17 protein-coding genes and 1 tRNA gene are annotated in these 16,348 nt (G+C 72.7%); 10 read left to right on the top strand and 8 right to left on the bottom strand.

Features of this window, described 5'->3' with window-relative positions:
* Positions 1–48: 48 nt before the first annotated feature.
* The 7 genes from B351_RS0108765 to B351_RS0108735 form a co-directional block, all read right to left on the bottom strand.
* A complete protein-coding gene (locus B351_RS0108765; RefSeq protein WP_019398664.1) occupies positions 49–969 on the bottom strand; it encodes a DMT family transporter in 921 nt (306 codons plus the stop codon).
* Positions 969–2,015: a UDP-N-acetylmuramate dehydrogenase gene (gene murB / locus B351_RS0108760; protein WP_019398663.1), complete on the bottom strand. Its 1,047-nt coding sequence runs from the start codon at positions 2,013–2,015 to the stop codon at positions 969–971. The genes B351_RS0108765 and murB overlap by 1 nt, the downstream gene beginning before the upstream one ends.
* A gap of 10 nt (positions 2,016–2,025) precedes the next feature.
* A complete protein-coding gene (locus tag B351_RS0108755) occupies positions 2,026–3,078 on the bottom strand; it encodes a quinone-dependent dihydroorotate dehydrogenase (protein WP_026010523.1) in 1,053 nt (350 codons plus the stop codon).
* A 5-nt stretch (positions 3,079–3,083) separates the two neighbouring features.
* A complete protein-coding gene (locus B351_RS0108750; protein ID WP_019398661.1) occupies positions 3,084–3,362 on the bottom strand; it encodes a DUF4190 domain-containing protein in 279 nt (92 codons plus the stop codon).
* 79 nt (positions 3,363–3,441) lie between these two features.
* Positions 3,442–4,182 carry a metallophosphoesterase gene (locus B351_RS0108745; RefSeq protein ID WP_019398660.1) on the bottom strand — a complete coding sequence of 247 codons (741 nt, stop codon included), beginning with the start codon at positions 4,180–4,182 and terminating at the stop codon, positions 3,442–3,444.
* 1 nt (position 4,183) lies between these two features.
* Positions 4,184–4,966 carry a class I SAM-dependent methyltransferase gene (locus B351_RS0108740; protein WP_198006213.1) on the bottom strand — a complete coding sequence of 261 codons (783 nt, stop codon included), beginning with the start codon at positions 4,964–4,966 and terminating at the stop codon, positions 4,184–4,186.
* A gap of 107 nt (positions 4,967–5,073) precedes the next feature.
* Positions 5,074–6,606: an aldehyde dehydrogenase family protein gene (locus B351_RS0108735; RefSeq protein WP_019398658.1), complete on the bottom strand. Its 1,533-nt coding sequence runs from the start codon at positions 6,604–6,606 to the stop codon at positions 5,074–5,076.
* Positions 6,607–6,784: 178 nt separating this feature from the next.
* Here B351_RS0108735 and B351_RS0108730 point away from each other — a divergent pair.
* From B351_RS0108730 to B351_RS0108695, 8 genes are all read left to right on the top strand, one after another.
* Positions 6,785–6,861 (top strand) — tRNA-Arg (locus B351_RS0108730).
* A 142-nt stretch (positions 6,862–7,003) separates the two neighbouring features.
* Positions 7,004–7,378, top strand: a complete 375-nt coding sequence (locus B351_RS0108725) for a GFA family protein (RefSeq protein WP_019398657.1) — start codon at positions 7,004–7,006, stop codon at positions 7,376–7,378.
* Between the two features lie 96 nt (positions 7,379–7,474).
* Positions 7,475–7,651, top strand: coding sequence for a hypothetical protein (locus B351_RS17795; protein ID WP_019398656.1), 177 nt, complete (start codon positions 7,475–7,477; stop codon positions 7,649–7,651).
* A gap of 140 nt (positions 7,652–7,791) precedes the next feature.
* Positions 7,792–7,932, top strand: coding sequence for a hypothetical protein (locus B351_RS17645; protein ID WP_019398655.1), 141 nt, complete (start codon positions 7,792–7,794; stop codon positions 7,930–7,932).
* A gap of 86 nt (positions 7,933–8,018) precedes the next feature.
* Complete coding sequence (gene thrA, locus B351_RS0108710; protein WP_026010522.1) at positions 8,019–10,538, top strand: bifunctional aspartate kinase/homoserine dehydrogenase I; 2,520 nt, start codon at positions 8,019–8,021, stop codon at positions 10,536–10,538.
* An 11-nt stretch (positions 10,539–10,549) separates the two neighbouring features.
* The gene (locus B351_RS0108705; protein WP_050992165.1) at positions 10,550–11,470 is read left to right on the top strand and encodes a homoserine kinase; all 921 of its coding nucleotides are present in this window, start codon (positions 10,550–10,552) and stop codon (positions 11,468–11,470) included.
* Positions 11,471–11,552: 82 nt separating this feature from the next.
* Positions 11,553–12,845 carry a threonine synthase gene (thrC, locus tag B351_RS0108700; protein ID WP_026010521.1) on the top strand — a complete coding sequence of 431 codons (1,293 nt, stop codon included), beginning with the start codon at positions 11,553–11,555 and terminating at the stop codon, positions 12,843–12,845.
* Between the two features lie 67 nt (positions 12,846–12,912).
* Positions 12,913–13,401 (top strand): 8-oxo-dGTP diphosphatase, encoded by a 489-nt coding sequence (locus tag B351_RS0108695; RefSeq protein WP_019398651.1) that lies wholly within the window; start codon positions 12,913–12,915, stop codon positions 13,399–13,401.
* Positions 13,402–13,891: 490 nt separating this feature from the next.
* On the opposite strand, the gene B351_RS0108690 is transcribed toward B351_RS0108695, so the two are convergent.
* Positions 13,892–14,650, bottom strand: coding sequence for a 3-hydroxybutyrate dehydrogenase (locus B351_RS0108690; RefSeq protein WP_019398650.1), 759 nt, complete (start codon positions 14,648–14,650; stop codon positions 13,892–13,894).
* Between the two features lie 120 nt (positions 14,651–14,770).
* On the opposite strand from B351_RS0108690, the gene B351_RS0108685 reads away from it, so the two are divergent.
* Both B351_RS0108685 and phaE read left to right on the top strand, forming a co-directional pair.
* The gene (locus B351_RS0108685; protein WP_019398649.1) at positions 14,771–15,385 is read left to right on the top strand and encodes a phosphatidylcholine/phosphatidylserine synthase; all 615 of its coding nucleotides are present in this window, start codon (positions 14,771–14,773) and stop codon (positions 15,383–15,385) included.
* A 51-nt stretch (positions 15,386–15,436) separates the two neighbouring features.
* The coding region (gene phaE / locus B351_RS16535; protein ID WP_019398648.1) for a class III poly(R)-hydroxyalkanoic acid synthase subunit PhaE at positions 15,437–16,348 on the top strand (912 nt) is incomplete at its 3' end.

Here is a 16,348-nt window from a genome sequence, read left to right as displayed (position 1 = left end):
CTGGATATCGAAGCGGCTGGGCAAGGATTTCCCGAAAAATTTTTCACCTCACTCGCCGGGCTTGGCCGCGGTGGTCGGGGCGCCGGTCGCCGCGCGCCGCGCGAGCACCGCCTCGCGGTGCGCGATGTAGGCGTTGGCGGCCAGGATCACCAGCGCGCCGGCCAGGGTCCAGGCATCGATCGCCTCGTCGAACAGCAGCCAGCCGAACACCGCCACGATCGGCAGCTGCATGAAGCCGATCGGGGTCAGCGCCGAGACCTCGCCCAGCTTCAGTGCGCGCGTCCACAGCATGTGCCCGCCGGTGCCGAACATGCCGGCGGCCACCACCCACAGCCAGGCGGTGCCCTGCGGCCAGGTCCACACGCCCAGCGCCGGCACCAGCGACATCGGCACCCACAACAGGGTGGTCCAGATCACGATGCGGTCGGCCGGCTCGGTGGCCGACAGCTGCTTGATCTGGATGGCGACGATCGCCGACAGCAGCGCCGCCATCACCGCCACCAGGGTGCCGGTGCTGAAGCCGGTGGTGCCGGGGCGCACGATCAGCAGCACGCCGATGAAGCCCAGCACAACCGCGGCCCAGCGCCGCGCGCGCACGCGCTCGCCCAGCATCGCCGCCGCGGCGATGGTGGCGAACAGCGGGGTGGAGTAGGACAGCGAGATCGCCTGCGCCAGCGGCAGGTGGCCGATCGCCCAGAAGCCGGCCAGCATCGAGCAGATGCCGACCAGGCAGCGGAACAGGTAGCGCGGGAAGTGCTGCGTGCGCAGCAGCCCGGGGCCGTGGCGCAGCAGCAGCGGCAGCGCCGCCAGCAGGCCGAAGAAGTTGCGGAAGAACGCCACCTCGAAGGTGTGCAGGCTGGCCGAGGCCAGCCGGATCGCCACCACCATCAGTCCGAACAGCGCGGTGCTGCCCAGCATCAGCAGCGCGGCACGCAGCGGTACCGGAAGCGGGCGGCGCGCGGAAGACATCAGCTTCCCCAGTCCGCGCCGACCAGGCGTGGCTCCGGTTCCAGCGCCACCCCGAAGCGTTCCCGCACCGAGGCGGCGATGCGCCGGGCCAGGTCCAGCAGCTGCAGGCCGGTGGCGCGGCCGTGGTTGACCAGCACCAGGGCGTGGCCGGCGGACACCCCGGCGTCGCCGTCGCGGAAGCCCTTCCAGCCACAGGCGTCGATCAGCCAGCCGGCCGACAGCTTGCGGGTACCGGCCGCGTCGCCGGGGAATACCGGCAGCGCCGGGTGCGCGGCGCGCAGCGCCTCGGCCAGCGCCTGCGGCACGATCGGGTTCTTGAAGAAGCTGCCGGCGTTGCCGACCCGTGCCGGGTCCGGCAGCTTGCGCCGGCGGATGCGGATCACCGCCTCGGCCACCTCGCGCGGGCCGGGCGCGGAGGCGCCCATGGCGGCCAGCTCGTCGGCCAGTCCGGCGTAGTCCAGGCGCGGCGCGGCGGTGCGCGACAGCTCGAATTCCACCGCGGCCACGATCCAGCGCCCGGGCTGGCGCTTGAACGCGCTGTCGCGGTAGCCGAAGGCGCAGGCGGTGCGGTCCAGCCGCACCCAGCCACCGGCCTGCAGGTCCCAGGCCTCCACCGCGGCGATGTGCTCGCCGACCTCCACGCCATAGGCGCCGATGTTCTGGATCGGCGCGGCGCCGACGCTGCCGGGGATCAGGGCCAGGTTCTCCAGGCCGCGCAGGCCTTGCTCCACCGACCACATCACCAGGCCGTGCCACTCCGCGCCGGCCTCGGCGCGCACGCGCACGCGCCCGCCGTCGTCGTGCAGCAGTTCCACCCGGCGGCCGCCCATCACCAGCACCGCGCCAGGCGCGTCGCCGGCGAACAGCAGGTTGCTGCCGCCGCCCAGCGGCAGCAGCGGCAGGCCGCGCAGCTGGTCCAGGACCAGCGTCTCGGGCAGGGTGGTGCTGTCGTTGACCTGCAGCAGCCAGGGCGCGCGAGCGGGCACGCGGAAGGTGTTGCGCGCGGTGAGGTCCGCGTCGCGGACCAGCTGGTAGAGAGCAGTCATGCCGGCGGGATCATGCGTCGGCGGTGCCGCGGCTGGGGGCTTCCTTGCGCCGGCGCATCGCGTCCACGCATTCGGCCACCAGCTCCGGGCCGCGGTAGACCAGCCCGGTGTAGCACTGCACCAGGACCGCGCCGGCGGCCATCTTGGCCACCGCGTCGGCCCCGGAGAGGATGCCGCCCACGCCCACCAGCGGGATCGACTCGGGCAGGCGCGCGCGCAGGCGGCGCAGCACGAAGGTGGCCTGGTCCATCAGCGGCGCGCCGGACAGGCCGCCGGCCTCCTGCGCATGCGGCAGGCCCTGGACCCGGGCGCGGTCGACCGTGGTGTTGGTGGCGATCACGCCGTCCACGGCCAGGTCGGAGAGCACCCGCGCGGCGGCGTCGATGTCGTTGTCGCTCAGGTCCGGGGCGATCTTGACCAGCACCGGCACGCGCTTGCCGTGCTGCGCGGCCAGCCGCTCCTGCGCCTCGCGCAGGGTGCCGACCAGGCGCCGCAGCGCCTGCTCCTCCTGCAGCTCGCGCAGGCCGGCGGTGTTGGGCGAGGAGATGTTGACGGTGACGTAGTCGGCCAGCGGGTAGACGCGTTCCAGGCAGTACAGGTAGTCGCTGGCGGCGTCCTCGTTGGCGGTGTCCTTGTTCTTGCCGATGTTGATGCCCAGCAGGCCGCCCTTGCGTTGCGCGCGCTCGACGTTGCGCACCAGCACGTCCACGCCGTCGTTGTTGAAGCCCAGGCGGTTGATCACCGCCTGCGCCGCCGGCAGGCGGAACATGCGCGGCTTCGGGTTGCCGGGCTGCGGGCGCGGGGTCACGGTGCCGACCTCGACGAAGCCGAAGCCCAGCGCCAGCAGCGCGTCGATGTGGGCGCCGTTCTTGTCCAGGCCGGCGGCCAGGCCGACGGGATTGGGGAAGGTCAGGCCCAGCACGCGGGTCGGCAGCGGTGCGCTGCGGCGCGCCAGCAAGGCGATGGTGCCGCTGGCATGGGCCAGCTCCAGCGCCTTCAGGCCCAGGCCATGGGCGCGCTCGGCGTCGGCGCCGAACAGGAAGGGCCGGGCCAGGGAATAGATCGACATCAGCCCACCGAGGCCAGCCAGGCCACGCCGCCCAGGAACAGGAACACCACCATCAGGCCGAGCAGGCCCAGCACCACCGGCGCCCAGCCCAGGGCCAGGCCGACCAGGGCCATGCCGTCGCCGTCGAGGGTGCCGCCGGAACGGCGGATCTCGGAACGGGCCATGTGCCCGGTGACGATGGCCACCAGCGAACCCAGCAGCGGCAGCAGCGTCCAGCCGAGCAGGCCAGTGACGAGGCTGGTGACGGCCAGGGGGCTGGTCTTGGGGATCTGGTTCATTCGGTTTCCTGGGGGGGTCGGGGCGGCCGTGGCGGCGCGCAGGGGCGATTATTCCAGAAACCCGCGGCGCCGCCGCGGTTCAGGGCATGCGCCCGGTGCGCAGGGCATGGGCCCAGTCCGCGCGGCCCAGCTCCGCGGCCCGGTGCGCAGCGGCCTGGTGGTCGTACTCCACGGCCACCAGGTCGGCGTGCCAGCCGCCCCCGCGCCGCTCCAGCACGGCGTAGCGGGCGTGCGGGGTGCCGGTGCCGGACTGGTGGCGCACCGGGTACTCCGTATCGAATGCCGGCAGGCCGACGCTGCCGGGATTGCAGGCCAGGCGGCCGTCGTCCAGGCGCAGCTGGCGCGGGGTATGCGAATGCCCGCACAGCACCACCGCCGCGCCGGCGGCGTCGGGGTGGTCCAGGCGCGCAGCCACGGCGTGGGCGCTGGCCGCGACCAGCACCGGTGGGGCGATGTCGTCCAGCAGGTACTGCAGGTCGCTGCCCGGGGTGCCATGGCACAGCAGCACCTCGTCCAGGCGCAGGCGCGGGGGCAGGGCGCGGATCCAGTCCAGCTGCGCGGCGGTGAGCGCCTGGCGGGCGTGGGCGTCGGAGGGGGCCAGCCCGGCCGGGTTGCCCAGCAGCTGGCGCTCGTGGTTGCCGGCGATGGTGGGCAGGTCCAGGGGGACCAGCCGCTCCAGGGTCTCGCGCGGCCACAGCGGGCCGGAGACGATGTCGCCGAGGTTCACGGTGAGGTCGCAGCCGCGGCGGGCGATGTCGGCCAGCACCGCCTCCAGCGCGGGCAGGTTGCCATGGATGTCGGAAATGGCGGCGATGCGCATCTCAGTCCGGGGTGCCGACGAAGATGCGCGTGTCGTAATCGAAATCGACGCGGCCGTCCACCGCGGTGGCGGCAAACAGCCCGTCCAGCGCGGCCATCATCGGCGCGTGCCGGGGATGGCCGGGGCGCGGGGCGTAGGAGGAGGACAGCAGGCGCCCGCGCAGCGCCTCCAGGTCCAGCCGCTGCGAATGCGGGAAGCGGGCCAGGCCGCGCAGGCCGCGGCCGAACCAGCGGCGCATGTGCGCGTCGTCGCCGTAGCGCTCGGACACGCTGGTGTAGTCCAGCCCGTACTCGCGCAGCAGGCGCTCGTAGCCTTCCAGGAAGGGCGTGCCGGCCAGCCGGCGCGAGTTCCAGTACACCGCCACCAACCCGCCCGGGCGCAGGATGCGGCGCCATTCCGGCTTCACCGCCTGTTGGTCGAACCAGTGGAAGGCCTGCGCCGCCGAGACCAGGCCGACGCTGTCATCGTCCAGGGTGGTGGCCTCGGCGCGGCCATCGACCGCGCGGAAGCGCGGATGCTTGCCCAGCCAGTCGACCGCCGCCTGGCGCATGGCGGCGTTGGGCTCCACCGCGACCACCGGGTGGCCTGCATCGAGGAACAGTTTCGCGGAAATGCCGGTGCCGGCGCCGATGTCGGCCACCGGCCAGCCAGCGTCCACGCCGTGTTCCTCGCGCAGCCATTGCAGCAGCGCCGGCGGATAGCCAGGCCGGTAGCGGACGTAGTCGGCGACGCGGTCGCTGAAGCGGGTGGTGGGGCTGAGGTCTTCCGCCACTGGAACCTCCATGCCGGCTGCAACGGCCACGTGCCGGTTGCGGGGCGCGGCCCGGCCGGAATGCCGGAGCCGCGCGGTGCGACCGGCGGCGGCTTGGCCGCCGCCGGCGCGGGTGCCGCTTACAGGTCGAACTTGATGCCCTGGGCCAGCGGCAGGGCGTCGGAGTAGTTGATGGTGTTGGTCTGCCGGCGCATGTAGACCTTCCACGCATCCGAGCCGGACTCGCGGCCGCCGCCGGTGTCCTTCTCGCCGCCGAACGCGCCGCCGATCTCGGCGCCGGAGGTGCCAATGTTGACGTTGGCGATGCCGCAGTCGCTGCCGGCCGCGGACAGGAACTTCTCCGCCGCCTTCAGGTCCTGGGTGAAGATCGCCGAGGACAGGCCCTGGGGCACGCCGTTCTGCATCTCGATGGCCTCCTCCAGCGAGCCGTACTTCATCACGTACAGGATCGGGGCGAAGGTCTCGTGCTGCACCACCGGATCGCTGTTGTCCAGGCCGGTGATGATGGTCGGCAGCACGAAGTGGCCGGGGCGGTCCAGCTTGCGCCCGCCGGTGACCACGGTGCCGCCGGCGGCCTTGGCCTTCTCGATCGTGGCCAGGTACTGCTGCACGGCCTCGGCGCTGTTGAGCGGGCCCATCAGGTTGTTGGTATCCAGCGGATCGCCGATCTTGCCTTCGACCTGCTTGTAGGCCTTGACCAGGGTGTCGAGCACGGTGTCGTAGATGGATTCGTGCACGATCAGGCGGCGGGTGGTGGTGCAGCGCTGGCCGGCGGTGCCGACCGCGCCGAACACGATGCCCGGGATCGCCAGCTTCAGGTCCGCGCTCTCGTCCAGGATGATGGCGTTGTTGCCGCCCAGCTCCAGCAGGCAGCGGCCCAGGCGGCGGGCGACCTTCTCGTTGACGATGCGGCCGACCTGGGTGGAGCCGGTGAAGCTGATCAGCGGCACGCGGCGGTCCTCGACCAGCTTCTCCGACAGCGCGGTGCCGGCGTCGTTGATCAGGAAGAAGATGTCCGGGAAGCCGCCGGCCTTGAGCGCCTCGTTGCAGATCTTCATCGCCGCGATGGCGGTCAGCGGGGTCTTGTTGGACGGCTTCCAGATGCAGACGTCGCCGCAGATCGCGGCCAGGAACGAGTTCCAGCTCCACACCGCGACCGGGAAGTTGAAGGCCGAGATGATGCCGACCAGGCCCAGCGGGTGGTACTGCTCGTACATGCGGTGGCCGGGGCGCTCCGAATGCATGGTGTAGCCGTAGAGCATGCGGCTCTGGCCCACGGCGAAGTCGGCGATGTCGATCATCTCCTGCACCTCGCCGTCGCCTTCGGCCTTGGACTTGCCCATCTCCAGCGCGACCAGCGAGCCCAGCGCGTCCTTGTTCCGGCGCAGGGCCTCGCCGCACAGGCGGATGGCCTCGCCGCGGCGCGGCGCCGGGGTGGTGCGCCAGGCTTTGAAGGCTTCCTGGGCGCGGGCGATCACCGCCTCGTAGTCGGCCTCGGTGGTGGCGTGGACCTCGGCGATCACCTCGCCGGTGGTCGGGTTGGCCGGGCGCAGCACGCCCGCGCCGGTGGCGTCGGACCAGCGGCCGTCGCCGAGGTAGGTGCCGGAATTGGTGGCGCCAAGGCCCAGGGCCTGGAGCAGCGATGCGGACATGGAATCTCCTGGAAGGTGGATGCAGGCCGGTGCGCGCCACGCTGGCGCGCACCGGCCGGATTGCGTGGGCCGATTCTAGCAATGGCGGCAGGCGCACCCTGGTGCACCGCGGCGTGCAATGCGCCCCTGCCCGGGTGGATTGGCCGCGCGCATGCGCCATGCGACAATCCGCCGTCCTGGCCCCGTAGCTCAGCTGGATAGAGCGTCCCCCTCCTAAGGGGAAGGTCGCACGTTCGAATCGTGTCGGGGCTGCCATCCTTCCCGCCCGCGCCATGGGCCCTGGCCTGCGGAACCCGCACCGCTGCGCCCGCGGCCTCCGCCATTGCATCACCGCCGGGCTGGCACGCCGCGCAGCGCATGTAGCAAGCTGTGTCTCCCTCCAGCCGGCGCCGATGCGATGAAGACCTACGAGGGCACCTGCCTGTGCGGCCAGGTCCGCGTGCTCGCGCGCGGGGAGCCGTTGCGCGTCGGCATCTGCCACTGCGCCAACTGCCGCCGGGAGAGCGGTTCGGCGTTCACCTGGTACGGGGTGTGGCCGGCCGAGCGCTTCGAACACGCGGGGCAGACCACGGAATTCCGCGGGCAGCGCGCCTGCAAGGCCTGCGCCTCGCCGGTGTTCTCGCTCGACGCGAAGGAAGCGGAGATCAAGCTCGGCGTGCTGGCGCAGGCCCCGTCCGGCCTGGTGCCGGGCTGCGAGCTGTGGGTCAAGCGCCGCGAGCCGTGGCTGGCACCGGTGCCCGGGGCCGAGCAGTACGAGGAGGACCGCAGGTAGCGGTCCCGGGCGGGGCGCTGCCGGCGCAGGCGGGCCAGCCGCGCCGCGCGTGCGGCATGCGCCCGGAAACAGGGGCAAACGCAAGGAGGAAGATGCATGCAGGCCAGCTCGGAGTTCTTCGTGGGGTGGGGCACCCTGTCGCTGATCAACGCGGGCCTGGCGCAGGCCAAGGGCCGCAGCGGCCTGGGATGGTGGCTGGCGTCGCTGCTGCTGGGGCCGCTGGCGACGTTGCTGGTGGTGGTATTGGATCCGGTGGCGAAAGCGCAGCCGTGAATCGCCTGGCAGGCGTTGCCGACGCTGGTGCCGTACCCGGCCATGCGCGCTAACTGTTTCTTTAGCAACGGAAATTTTTCCGCGGATGTGGCGTTGCAGCACTTGACACGGCCCCTGTGCATCGTGTCCTCTTGACGGCCATGTCGAACCGCAACGCCACCGCCGTCCTCCTTCCGCCGCCGCGGCGGATGCGTGCGTGCGCGCCGGTCACCGGCATTACCACCGCGATTACCACCGCCACCGGTATTACCCGCCCGGTGCGGCCCGTCGTGTTCGTGTAACTGCGAAACCCACGGCCCCGCACCTGGATCAGGCGCGGGGCGACCCGCACCGATACGCGCGCTGGGCCTCACAACCGAGGTCTCCGATGTCGTCTGCCGCAGTCGCAAGTCCGTCCGAATCCCTCCCGCGCCCGTCCGCCGTCCGCACCGTCGTGCACAAGTTCGGCGGCACTTCCGTGGCCGATGCCGAGCGCTACCGCCACGTCGCCCGGCTGCTGCTGGCGCGCGACGAGGACATCCAGGTCACCGTGGTCTCGGCGATGAAGGGCGTCACCGACGCGCTGATCGCCCTGGCCCATGCCTCCGCGGCGGCGGGCGAGGGCGAGCCGGACTGGCACGACGCCTGGCACGACCTGCGCGCGCGCCACCGCAGCGCGGCCGTGGCCCTGCTGGCCGAGCACGCCGGCGACGCGGTGGAGTGGATCGACCAGCGCTTCGACGAGCTGGCGCGGGTGCTGGAGGCGGTGCACGTGCTCGGCAGCCTGCCGGAGGAAGTGCTGCAGCGGGTGCAGGGCCTGGGCGAGGTGTACTCGGCGCAGCTGCTGGGCATGCACCTGCGCGCGCTGGGCGAGGACTGCGCGGTGCTGGACGCGCGCGAGGTGCTGGTGGTCACCCACGGCGAACTGGGCGTGGACGTGGACTGGGCGCGCAGCGCGGAGAAACTGGCGCGTTGGCGCCAGGCCAACCCGCAGCGGCGGGTGGTGGCCACCGGCTTCGTGGCGCGCGACCGCAACGGCCGCGTCACCACACTCGGCCGCAACGGCAGCGACTTCTCCGGCGCGATCTTCGCCGCCCTGTTCGAGGCCGACGAGCTGCACATCTGGACCGACGTGGACGGCGTGCTTTCGGCCGACCCGCGGGTGGTGCCGGAGGCGGTGCAGCTGGAGTCGCTGAGCTACGACGAGGCCTGCGAGCTGGCCTACTTCGGCGCCAAGGTCGTGCATCCGCAGACCATGTACCCGGCGATCGAGCGCGGCCTGCCGATCGTCATCCGCAACACCTTCCAGCCCGAGCACCCGGGCACCCGGATCAGCGCCGGGCGCGATCCGACCCGGCCGGTGAAGGGCCTGACCCTGAGCCCGAACCTGGCCCTGGTGAACCTCGAAGGCACCGGCCTGATCGGCGTGCCCGGCACCGCCGAGCGCGTGTTCGCCGCGCTGCGCAACGCGCGGGTGTCGGTGGTGATGATCTCGCAGGGCTCGTCCGAGCACTCGATCTGCTGCGTGGTCCGCCAGGACGACGCCGAGCGCGCCCAGGCGGCGCTGCTCAACGCCTTCGCCCACGAGCTGGCGATCGGCCAGGTGCAGCGCGTGCAGCACGTGCCGGGCATCAGCGTGCTGGCCGCGGTCGGCGACGGCATGGCCGGGCAGCCGGGCATCGCCGCGCGCCTGTTCGGCGCGCTGGGCCGCGCCCAGGTCAACATCCGCGCCATCGCCCAGGGCTCGTCCGAGCGCAACATCTCGGTGGCGATCGACAGCGAGCAGGCCACCCGCGCCCTGCGCGCGGCGCATGCCGGGTTCTGGCTGTCGCCGCAGACCTTCGCGGTGGGCGTGATCGGGCCGGGCAACGTCGGCGGTGCCCTGCTGGACCAGCTGATGGCCGCGCGCGGCAAGCTGCTGGATAGGGCGCGGCTGGACCTGCGCCTGCGCGCGATCGCCTCGCGCAGCCGCCAGCTGCTGGATCCGCGCGGGATCGAGGGCGACTGGCGCGAGGCCTACGCCGCCGCTCGCGCGCCGCTGGACCTGGACCGCTTCACCGCGCACCTGCTGGATTCGCACCTGCCGCACATGGTGATCGTCGACTGCAGCGGCAGCCCGCAGGTGGCCGACCGCTACGCGCAGTGGCTGGCCGCCGGCATCCACGTGGTCACCCCGAACAAGCAGGCCGGCTCCGGCCCGCTGCAGCGCTGGCGCGAGATCCGCGCCGCCGCCCAGGCCAGCGGCGCGCGCTTCCGCTACGAGGCCACGGTCGGCGCCGGCCTGCCGGTGATCTCCACCCTGCGCGACCTGCTGGACACAGGCGACAAGGTCATCTCGATCGAGGGCATCTTCTCCGGCACCCTGGCCTGGCTGTTCAACCGCTACGACGGCAGCGTGCCGTTCTCCAGGCTGGTGGCCGAGGCGCGTTCGCTGGGCTACACCGAGCCGGACCCGCGCGACGACCTGTCCGGCACCGACGTCGGCCGCAAGCTGGTGATCCTGGCGCGCGAGGCCGGCTGCGAGCTGAGCATCGAGGACGTGCAGGTGGAGAGCCTGGTCCCGGCCGCGCTGCGCGAGTCCAGCGTGGACGACTTCATGGCGCGCCTGCACGAGGTCGATGCCGGCTTCGCCGCGCGGCTGGCGCAGGCGCAGGCCAACAACAGCGTGCTGCGCTACGTCGCGCGCCTGGATGCCCAGGGCAAGGCCTCGGTCGGCCTGGTCGAGGTGCCGCGCGACCACGCCTTCGCCAACCTGCGCCTGACCGACAACATCGTCCAGTTCACCACCCGCCGCTACTGCGAGAACCCGCTGGTGGTGCAGGGCCCCGGCGCCGGCCCGGAGGTGACCGCCGCCGGCGTGTTCGCCGACCTGCTGCGGGTGGCCGCCGGCCGCGGGGCGCGCCTGTGAGCGGCGACGCGATGCAGCGCCAGGCCACGGCCTTCGCCCCGGCCTCGGCCGGCAACGCCGCGGTGGGCTTCGACATCCTCGGCTTCGCCCTGGCCGGCGCCGGCGACACGGTCACCGTGCGCCGGATCGCCGAGCCGCAGGTGCGCATCCGCCAGATCCGCGGTGCCGCCCATCCGCTGCCGCTGGAAGCCTCGCGCAACACCGCCGGCGTCGCCCTGGAGGCGATGCGCCGGGCGCTGCAGCTGCCGTTCGGCTTCGAGGTCGAGATCGACAAGGGCATCGCCCTGGGCTCGGGCATGGGCGGTTCGGCCGCCTCGTGCGTGGGCGCGCTGGTGGCCGCCAACGCACTGCTGGACCGGCCGCTGACACGGCACGCGCTGTACCCGTTCGCGCTGGAAGGCGAGGCGGTGGCCAGCGGCGGCCGGCATGGCGACAACATCGGCCCGATGCTGCTGGGCGGGCTGGTGCTGGCCACCGCCGACCGCCTGGTGCGGATCCCGGTGCCGGAGGCGTGGCACAGCCTGCTGGTGCACCCGGAAGCGGTGCTGGAGACGCGCAAGGCACGCGAGGCCCTGGCCGGCAGCTATGCGCTGCCGGAGTTCGTGGCGCAGAGCGCGAACCTGGCACTGGTGCTGGCCGGCTGCCATGCCGGCGACGCCGCGCTGGTGCGCGCCGGCCTGCGCGACGTGCTGGTCGAGCCGCGCCGCGCCGCGCTGATCCCGGGCTTTGCCGCGGCCAAGGCGGCGATGCTGGACGGCGGGGCGATGGGTGCGAGCATTTCCGGCGCCGGTCCCAGCGTGTTCGGCTGGTTCGAAAGCCGCGCCAGTGCCGAGGCCGCGGCCCCGGCGGTGCAGGCGGCGTTCGCCGCCGCCGGCCTGGACAGCCAGGCCTGGGTGGCGCCGCTGGACAGCCCCGGCGCTACCCTGCTGTAACCGCCATGCGCGGCCGGCGCCGGCCGCGCGTCCCCCATCCACCGCCGGCCGCGCCGCGGTCGCCCCAGGCCCCGACGGATCCATGATGAACTTCGTTTCCACCCGCAACGCCGCTCCCGCCGTCAACCTCAGCCAGGCCATTGCCGCCGGCCTCGCGCCCGACGGCGGCCTGTACGTGCCGCAGGCGCTGCCGGCGCCGCGCCAGCTGCGCCCTGGCGCCAGCCTGGCCGAGACCACCACCGCGCTGCTGGCGCCGTTTTTCGCCGGCGACGCGCTGGAGCCGGAGCTGGCGGCGATCTGCGCCGAGGCGCTCGATTTCCCGGTGCCGCTGGTGCCGCTGGCCACCCCGGGCGACCACGTGCTGGAGCTGTTCCATGGCCCCACCGCCGCGTTCAAGGACGTCGGCGCACGCTTCCTCGCCGCCTGCCTGGCGCGCATCCGCCACGGCGCGGAGCGGCCGCTGACCATCCTGGTGGCCACCTCCGGCGACACCGGCGCCGCAGTGGCCGCCGCGTTCCATGGCCAGCCGGGCCTGCGCGTGGTGGTGCTGTACCCGGACGGCCGGGTCTCGCCGCGCCAGGCGCACCAGCTCGGCTGCTTCGGCGGCAACGTCTCGGCGCTGCGGGTGGCCGGTTCGTTCGACGACTGCCAGGCCCTGGTCAAGCGCGCGCTCAATGACGCCGAGCTGCAGGCGCAGGTGCCGCTGAGTTCGGCCAACAGCATCAGCCTGGGCCGGCTGCTGCCGCAGATGAGCTACTACGCGCACGCATCGCTCAGCCACCACGCGGCGACCGGGCGCGAGCTGAACTTCGTGGTGCCCACCGGCAACCTCGGCAACGCCCTGGCCGGGATCCTGGCGCGCGCGCTGGGCGCACCGCTGGGGCGGATCGTGCTGGCGACCAATGCCAACCGGGTCCTGCCGGAGTTCTTCGCCGGCGACGCCTACAGCCCGCGGCCCAGCGTGGCCACCCTCGCCAACGCCATGGACGTGGGCGCGCCCAGCAACTTCGAGCGCCTGCTGTGGCTTTACGGCGGCGACGAGGCCGCGCTGCGCGAGGGCTTCACCGCGATCTCGGTCGGCGACGACACCATCCGCGCCACCATCCAGGCCCGCAGCCAGAAGCACGGCGAGGTGTTCTGCCCGCATACCGCCACCGCGGTGCACGTGCTGCAGGAGCTGCGCGCCGACGGCACCGATGGCGACTGGGCGGTTGCCGCCACCGCGCACCCGGCCAAGTTCGAATCGGTGGTCGAGCCGCTGGTCGGGCATCCGGTGGAGGTGCCGCCGGCCCTGGCCGAGCTGCTGGCGCGCCCGGCCCAGGCCGAGCCGGTGCCGCCGGAGTACGAGGCCCTGCGCGCGCACCTGCTGCGCTGACACGACGGCCGGCGGCCCGGCGCGGGCCGCTGGCTAGAATGCCGCTTTCCGCCAGGGGCCGAACTGCATGCCGTACACCCCGATCGTGGCCACGCTCGGCTACGTGCTTTCGCCGGACCGCTCGAAGGTCCTGATGATCCACCGCAACGCGCGCCCGGACGACCACCAGCTGGGCAAGTACAACGGCCTGGGCGGCAAGATCGAGCGTGACGAGGACGTGCTTGCCGGCATGCGCCGCGAGATCCGCGAGGAGGCCGGCATCGAGTGCACCTCGATGCAGCTGCGCGGGACCATCAGCTGGCCGGGCTTCGGCAAGCACGGCGAGGACTGGCTGGGCTTCGTGTTCGTGATCGACGGCTGGACCGGCACGCCACTGCAGTCCAATCCCGAGGGCACGCTGGAGTGGGTGGAAATCGAACGCCTGGACGAGCTGCCGATGTGGGAAGGCGACCGCAACTTCCTGCCGCTGGTGTTCGACGGCGACCCGCGGCCATTCCACGGGGTGATGCCGTACCGCGACGGGCGCATGCAGTCCTGGAACTGGTCGCGCATGTGAGATGTTCCACGCCCCGCGCCGTTTTCCACACCGGATGTGGAAAGCAGCGGGAAAAGCGTGTGGATAAGCGCGGCGCGCGCTTGCGGCACAAGCATGTCAAGATGGGTGGCGAAATTTTCGCCAGCCCCCGCGGGGTCGGGGACGCGGTTTTCCACACCGCCTGTGGATGGTTCGCGGACAAGTATGTGGATAACCACCGCGACGCCTTGTGTGACGGACTCGTCAAGATCCCTGGCGAAAAATTCGCCACTGTCCCGCGGTGTGCGGATCGATGGTTCCGATGTTCCACGGATCGCCAGGCGGTGGGTGGGCATGTGTTCGATCACGCGCGGCAACCGCTGCATCCGTGCGGCGCGCGGTAAAGCGCGCAGGCGCGGCGGGTTTACCGATGTGGCGTGGTGGGGTGCGTGCGGCCAGGCGCGCATGGTTGCGTGCCCGCGCAGCGTAAACGGTGCGCGGGCAGGGCGGGTTTATGGGCGACGGCGCGCGGCTACTGCGCGGTCCAGCCGCCGTCCAGCACCAGGCACTGGCCCGTGATGTTGCGCGCGGCCGGCGAGATCAGGAACGCGGTGGTGCCGGCCAGTTCGTCCATGCCGATGAACACGCCCTTGGGCATGGGCTTGAGCATCACCTGCGACACCACCTCCTCCTCGGAGATGCCGCGGGTGCGCGCCTGCGCCGCGATCTGGCTGTCCACCAGCGGGGTCTTCACATAGCTGGGGCAGATGGTGTTGATGGTGATGTCGGTGTCCGCGGTCTCCAGGGCGATGACCTTGGAGAAGCCGACCAGGCCGTGCTTGGCCGCCACGTAGGCGCTCTTGAACGGGCTGGCGACCAGGGCGTGGATGCTGCCGATGTTGACGATGCGGCCGTAGCCGCGCTCGCGCATGCCCGGCAGCACCGCGCGGGTCAGGCGGGCCACGCCGACCAGCATCACCTGCACCAGGAAGTCCCACTTCTCCGGCGGGAACTCTTCCAGCGGCGCGACGTGCTGCAGCCCGGCGTTGTTGACCAGCACCTCCACCGGGCAGGAGATCGAGGCCAGGGCCTGGGCCACGCTGGCGTCGGAGGTCACATCCAGCGCCACCGCCTCGGCCGAACCGCCGGCGGCGCGGATCTCCGCGGCGACCACGGCGGCCGCCTCGGCCGACAGGTCGCTGACGACCAGGTGGTGGCCCGCGGCCGCCAGCTCGCGGGCGATGCCGGCGCCGATGCCGCTGGCCGCGCCGGTGATGAGGATGTTGCGCATGGGCGTCTCCGGTGGCTCGCCACGACTTTAGCAAGCGCCCGCGGCGGCGGAAGCCCCGCCGCGCACCCGGCTTCGACCGCCGCGGGCGTATCCTGTGCGCCTCCCACGCAGGCCTTACGCATGTCCCGCCACTTCTCGATGCTGCGCGACTTCCAGCTCGCCGACTGGTTCACCCTGGCCAACGCATTCTGCGGCACCGGCGCGGTGTTCGCGGCGATGCGCTTCCTCCAGGACGGCCGGGTGGGCGACCTGCTGGCCGGCATGGCGCTGATCCCCGCGGCCTTCATCTTCGATGCCCTGGACGGGCGCGTGGCGCGCTGGCGCAAGTCGTCCTCGACCCTGGGCCGGGAGCTTGACTCGCTGGCCGACGTGATCTCCTTTGGCCTGGCCCCGGCGGCGCTGGCCTACGCCTGCGGCATGCAGGGCGGCTGGGACTGGCTGGTGCTGTCGTACTTCGTCGGCTGCGGCGTCAGCCGCCTGGCGCGCTACAACGTCACCGCCGAGCAGCTGGCCGGCGAGGAGGGCAAGGTGAAGTACTTCGAGGGCACGCCGATCCCGACCAGCCTGGTGCTGGTGGTGGTGCTGGCGGTGGCCGCCTGGCAGGGCCGGATCGGCGCCGACCTGTGGTGGGGCCAGTGGCAGCTGGGGCCGTGGCAGCTGCACCCGCTGGTGCTGCTGTTCGCCCTGTCCGGCTCGCTCATGATCAGCAAGACCATCCATATTCCCAAGCCGTAAGGGCCCCGCGCGCCGCCGCTGCTAGAATCGGCGGCGACACCGGAGAGGCTCATGGCCAACGCATCTTCGCCCGGCGACCTCGATTCGCTGGCGCGCCAGTACTGGGATACATGGAGCGGACTGCTCGGCGTTGGCCTGCGGCCGGAAGCGGCGGAGGAGCCCGCGCCGGCCGCGTTCGACTGGTACGCGCGCATGCAGCAGCTGGCCGCGCAGTTCGCCGAGGGCGGCGGCAGCGCCGCCGAGATCGCCGCGGCCTGGAGGCAGATGCTGGGCGGGCAGGACGGCAGTCCCTTCGCCGGCGTGTTCCAGGGCCTGCCCGGCGGCATGGGCGCGGCCGTGGCCGGCTGGCCCGACCAGGTGCGCCCGTTCGTCGAGGCCGTGCTGCGCCCGCTGCGGCAGCAGGCTTCCGAATGGTTTGGCCGTCCCGGCCTGGGCCCGGCGCGCGAGCACCAGCAGCGCCTGCAGGCGCTGGCCGCGGCCTGGCAGGAGTGGGAAGAGCGCAACGAGGCGTTCACCGCGCTGCTGTCGCGCATCGGCCAGGATGCCTTCGCCCGCTTCGAGCGCCTGCTGGAGCAGCGGCAGGAGAACGCCGAGCAGCAGCTGGCCAGCGCGCGGGCGCTGTTCGACCTGTGGATCGACGCCGCCGAGGAGGCCTGGGCCGAGGCTGCGCTCTCGGAGGAATACCAGCAGCAGTACGCGGCGCTGACCAATGCGCTGATGCGCGTGCGCCAGGGCCTGCAGCAGGAAGTCGAGCGCCTGGGCGCGCTGCTTGGCCTGCCCGGGCGCAGCGAGGTGGACGCGGTGCACCGCAAGGTCGCCGAGCTGGAGCGCAGCGTGCGCGAACTGCGCCGCGCCGCGGGACTGGCGCGCAACGCCGCTGCGGTGCCCGGCGCCACGCCGCGTGCGCCGCGCAAGGAAAAGGCCGCCGCGGCGCCGGCAGGCGCGGGCAGGCCAGCCGCGCGC

Source organism: Pseudoxanthomonas sp. GW2, from assembly GCF_000283075.1.
Lineage (GTDB): Bacteria > Pseudomonadota > Gammaproteobacteria > Xanthomonadales > Xanthomonadaceae > Pseudoxanthomonas.
Note: the sequence above shows the minus strand (reverse complement) of the source record. Positions and strands in the feature narration are given on the sequence as shown.

Excerpts from the sequence above, each read along its gene's own strand:
- B351_RS17795 (WP_019398656.1), top strand. The coding sequence starts at position 7,475 with ATGCAGGCCAGCTCGGAGTTCTTCGTGGGGTGGGGCACCCTGTCGCTG.
- B351_RS0108740 (WP_198006213.1), bottom strand. The coding sequence starts at position 4,966 with ATGGAGGTTCCAGTGGCGGAAGACCTCAGCCCCACCACCCGCTTCAGC.
- thrC (WP_026010521.1), top strand. The coding sequence starts at position 11,553 with ATGATGAACTTCGTTTCCACCCGCAACGCCGCTCCCGCCGTCAACCTC.
- B351_RS0108690 (WP_019398650.1), bottom strand. The coding sequence starts at position 14,650 with ATGCGCAACATCCTCATCACCGGCGCGGCCAGCGGCATCGGCGCCGGC.
- murB (WP_019398663.1), bottom strand. The coding sequence starts at position 2,015 with ATGACTGCTCTCTACCAGCTGGTCCGCGACGCGGACCTCACCGCGCGC.
- B351_RS0108750 (WP_019398661.1), bottom strand. The coding sequence starts at position 3,362 with ATGAACCAGATCCCCAAGACCAGCCCCCTGGCCGTCACCAGCCTCGTC.
- B351_RS0108735 (WP_019398658.1), bottom strand. The coding sequence starts at position 6,606 with ATGTCCGCATCGCTGCTCCAGGCCCTGGGCCTTGGCGCCACCAATTCC.
- B351_RS0108705 (WP_050992165.1), top strand. The coding sequence starts at position 10,550 with ATGCAGCGCCAGGCCACGGCCTTCGCCCCGGCCTCGGCCGGCAACGCC.
- B351_RS0108745 (WP_019398660.1), bottom strand. The coding sequence starts at position 4,182 with ATGCGCATCGCCGCCATTTCCGACATCCATGGCAACCTGCCCGCGCTG.
- B351_RS0108765 (WP_019398664.1), bottom strand. The coding sequence starts at position 969 with ATGTCTTCCGCGCGCCGCCCGCTTCCGGTACCGCTGCGTGCCGCGCTG.
- B351_RS0108695 (WP_019398651.1), top strand. The coding sequence starts at position 12,913 with ATGCCGTACACCCCGATCGTGGCCACGCTCGGCTACGTGCTTTCGCCG.
- thrA (WP_026010522.1), top strand. The coding sequence starts at position 8,019 with ATGTCGTCTGCCGCAGTCGCAAGTCCGTCCGAATCCCTCCCGCGCCCG.
- B351_RS0108685 (WP_019398649.1), top strand. The coding sequence starts at position 14,771 with ATGTCCCGCCACTTCTCGATGCTGCGCGACTTCCAGCTCGCCGACTGG.
- B351_RS0108725 (WP_019398657.1), top strand. The coding sequence starts at position 7,004 with ATGAAGACCTACGAGGGCACCTGCCTGTGCGGCCAGGTCCGCGTGCTC.
- B351_RS17645 (WP_019398655.1), top strand. The coding sequence starts at position 7,792 with ATGTCGAACCGCAACGCCACCGCCGTCCTCCTTCCGCCGCCGCGGCGG.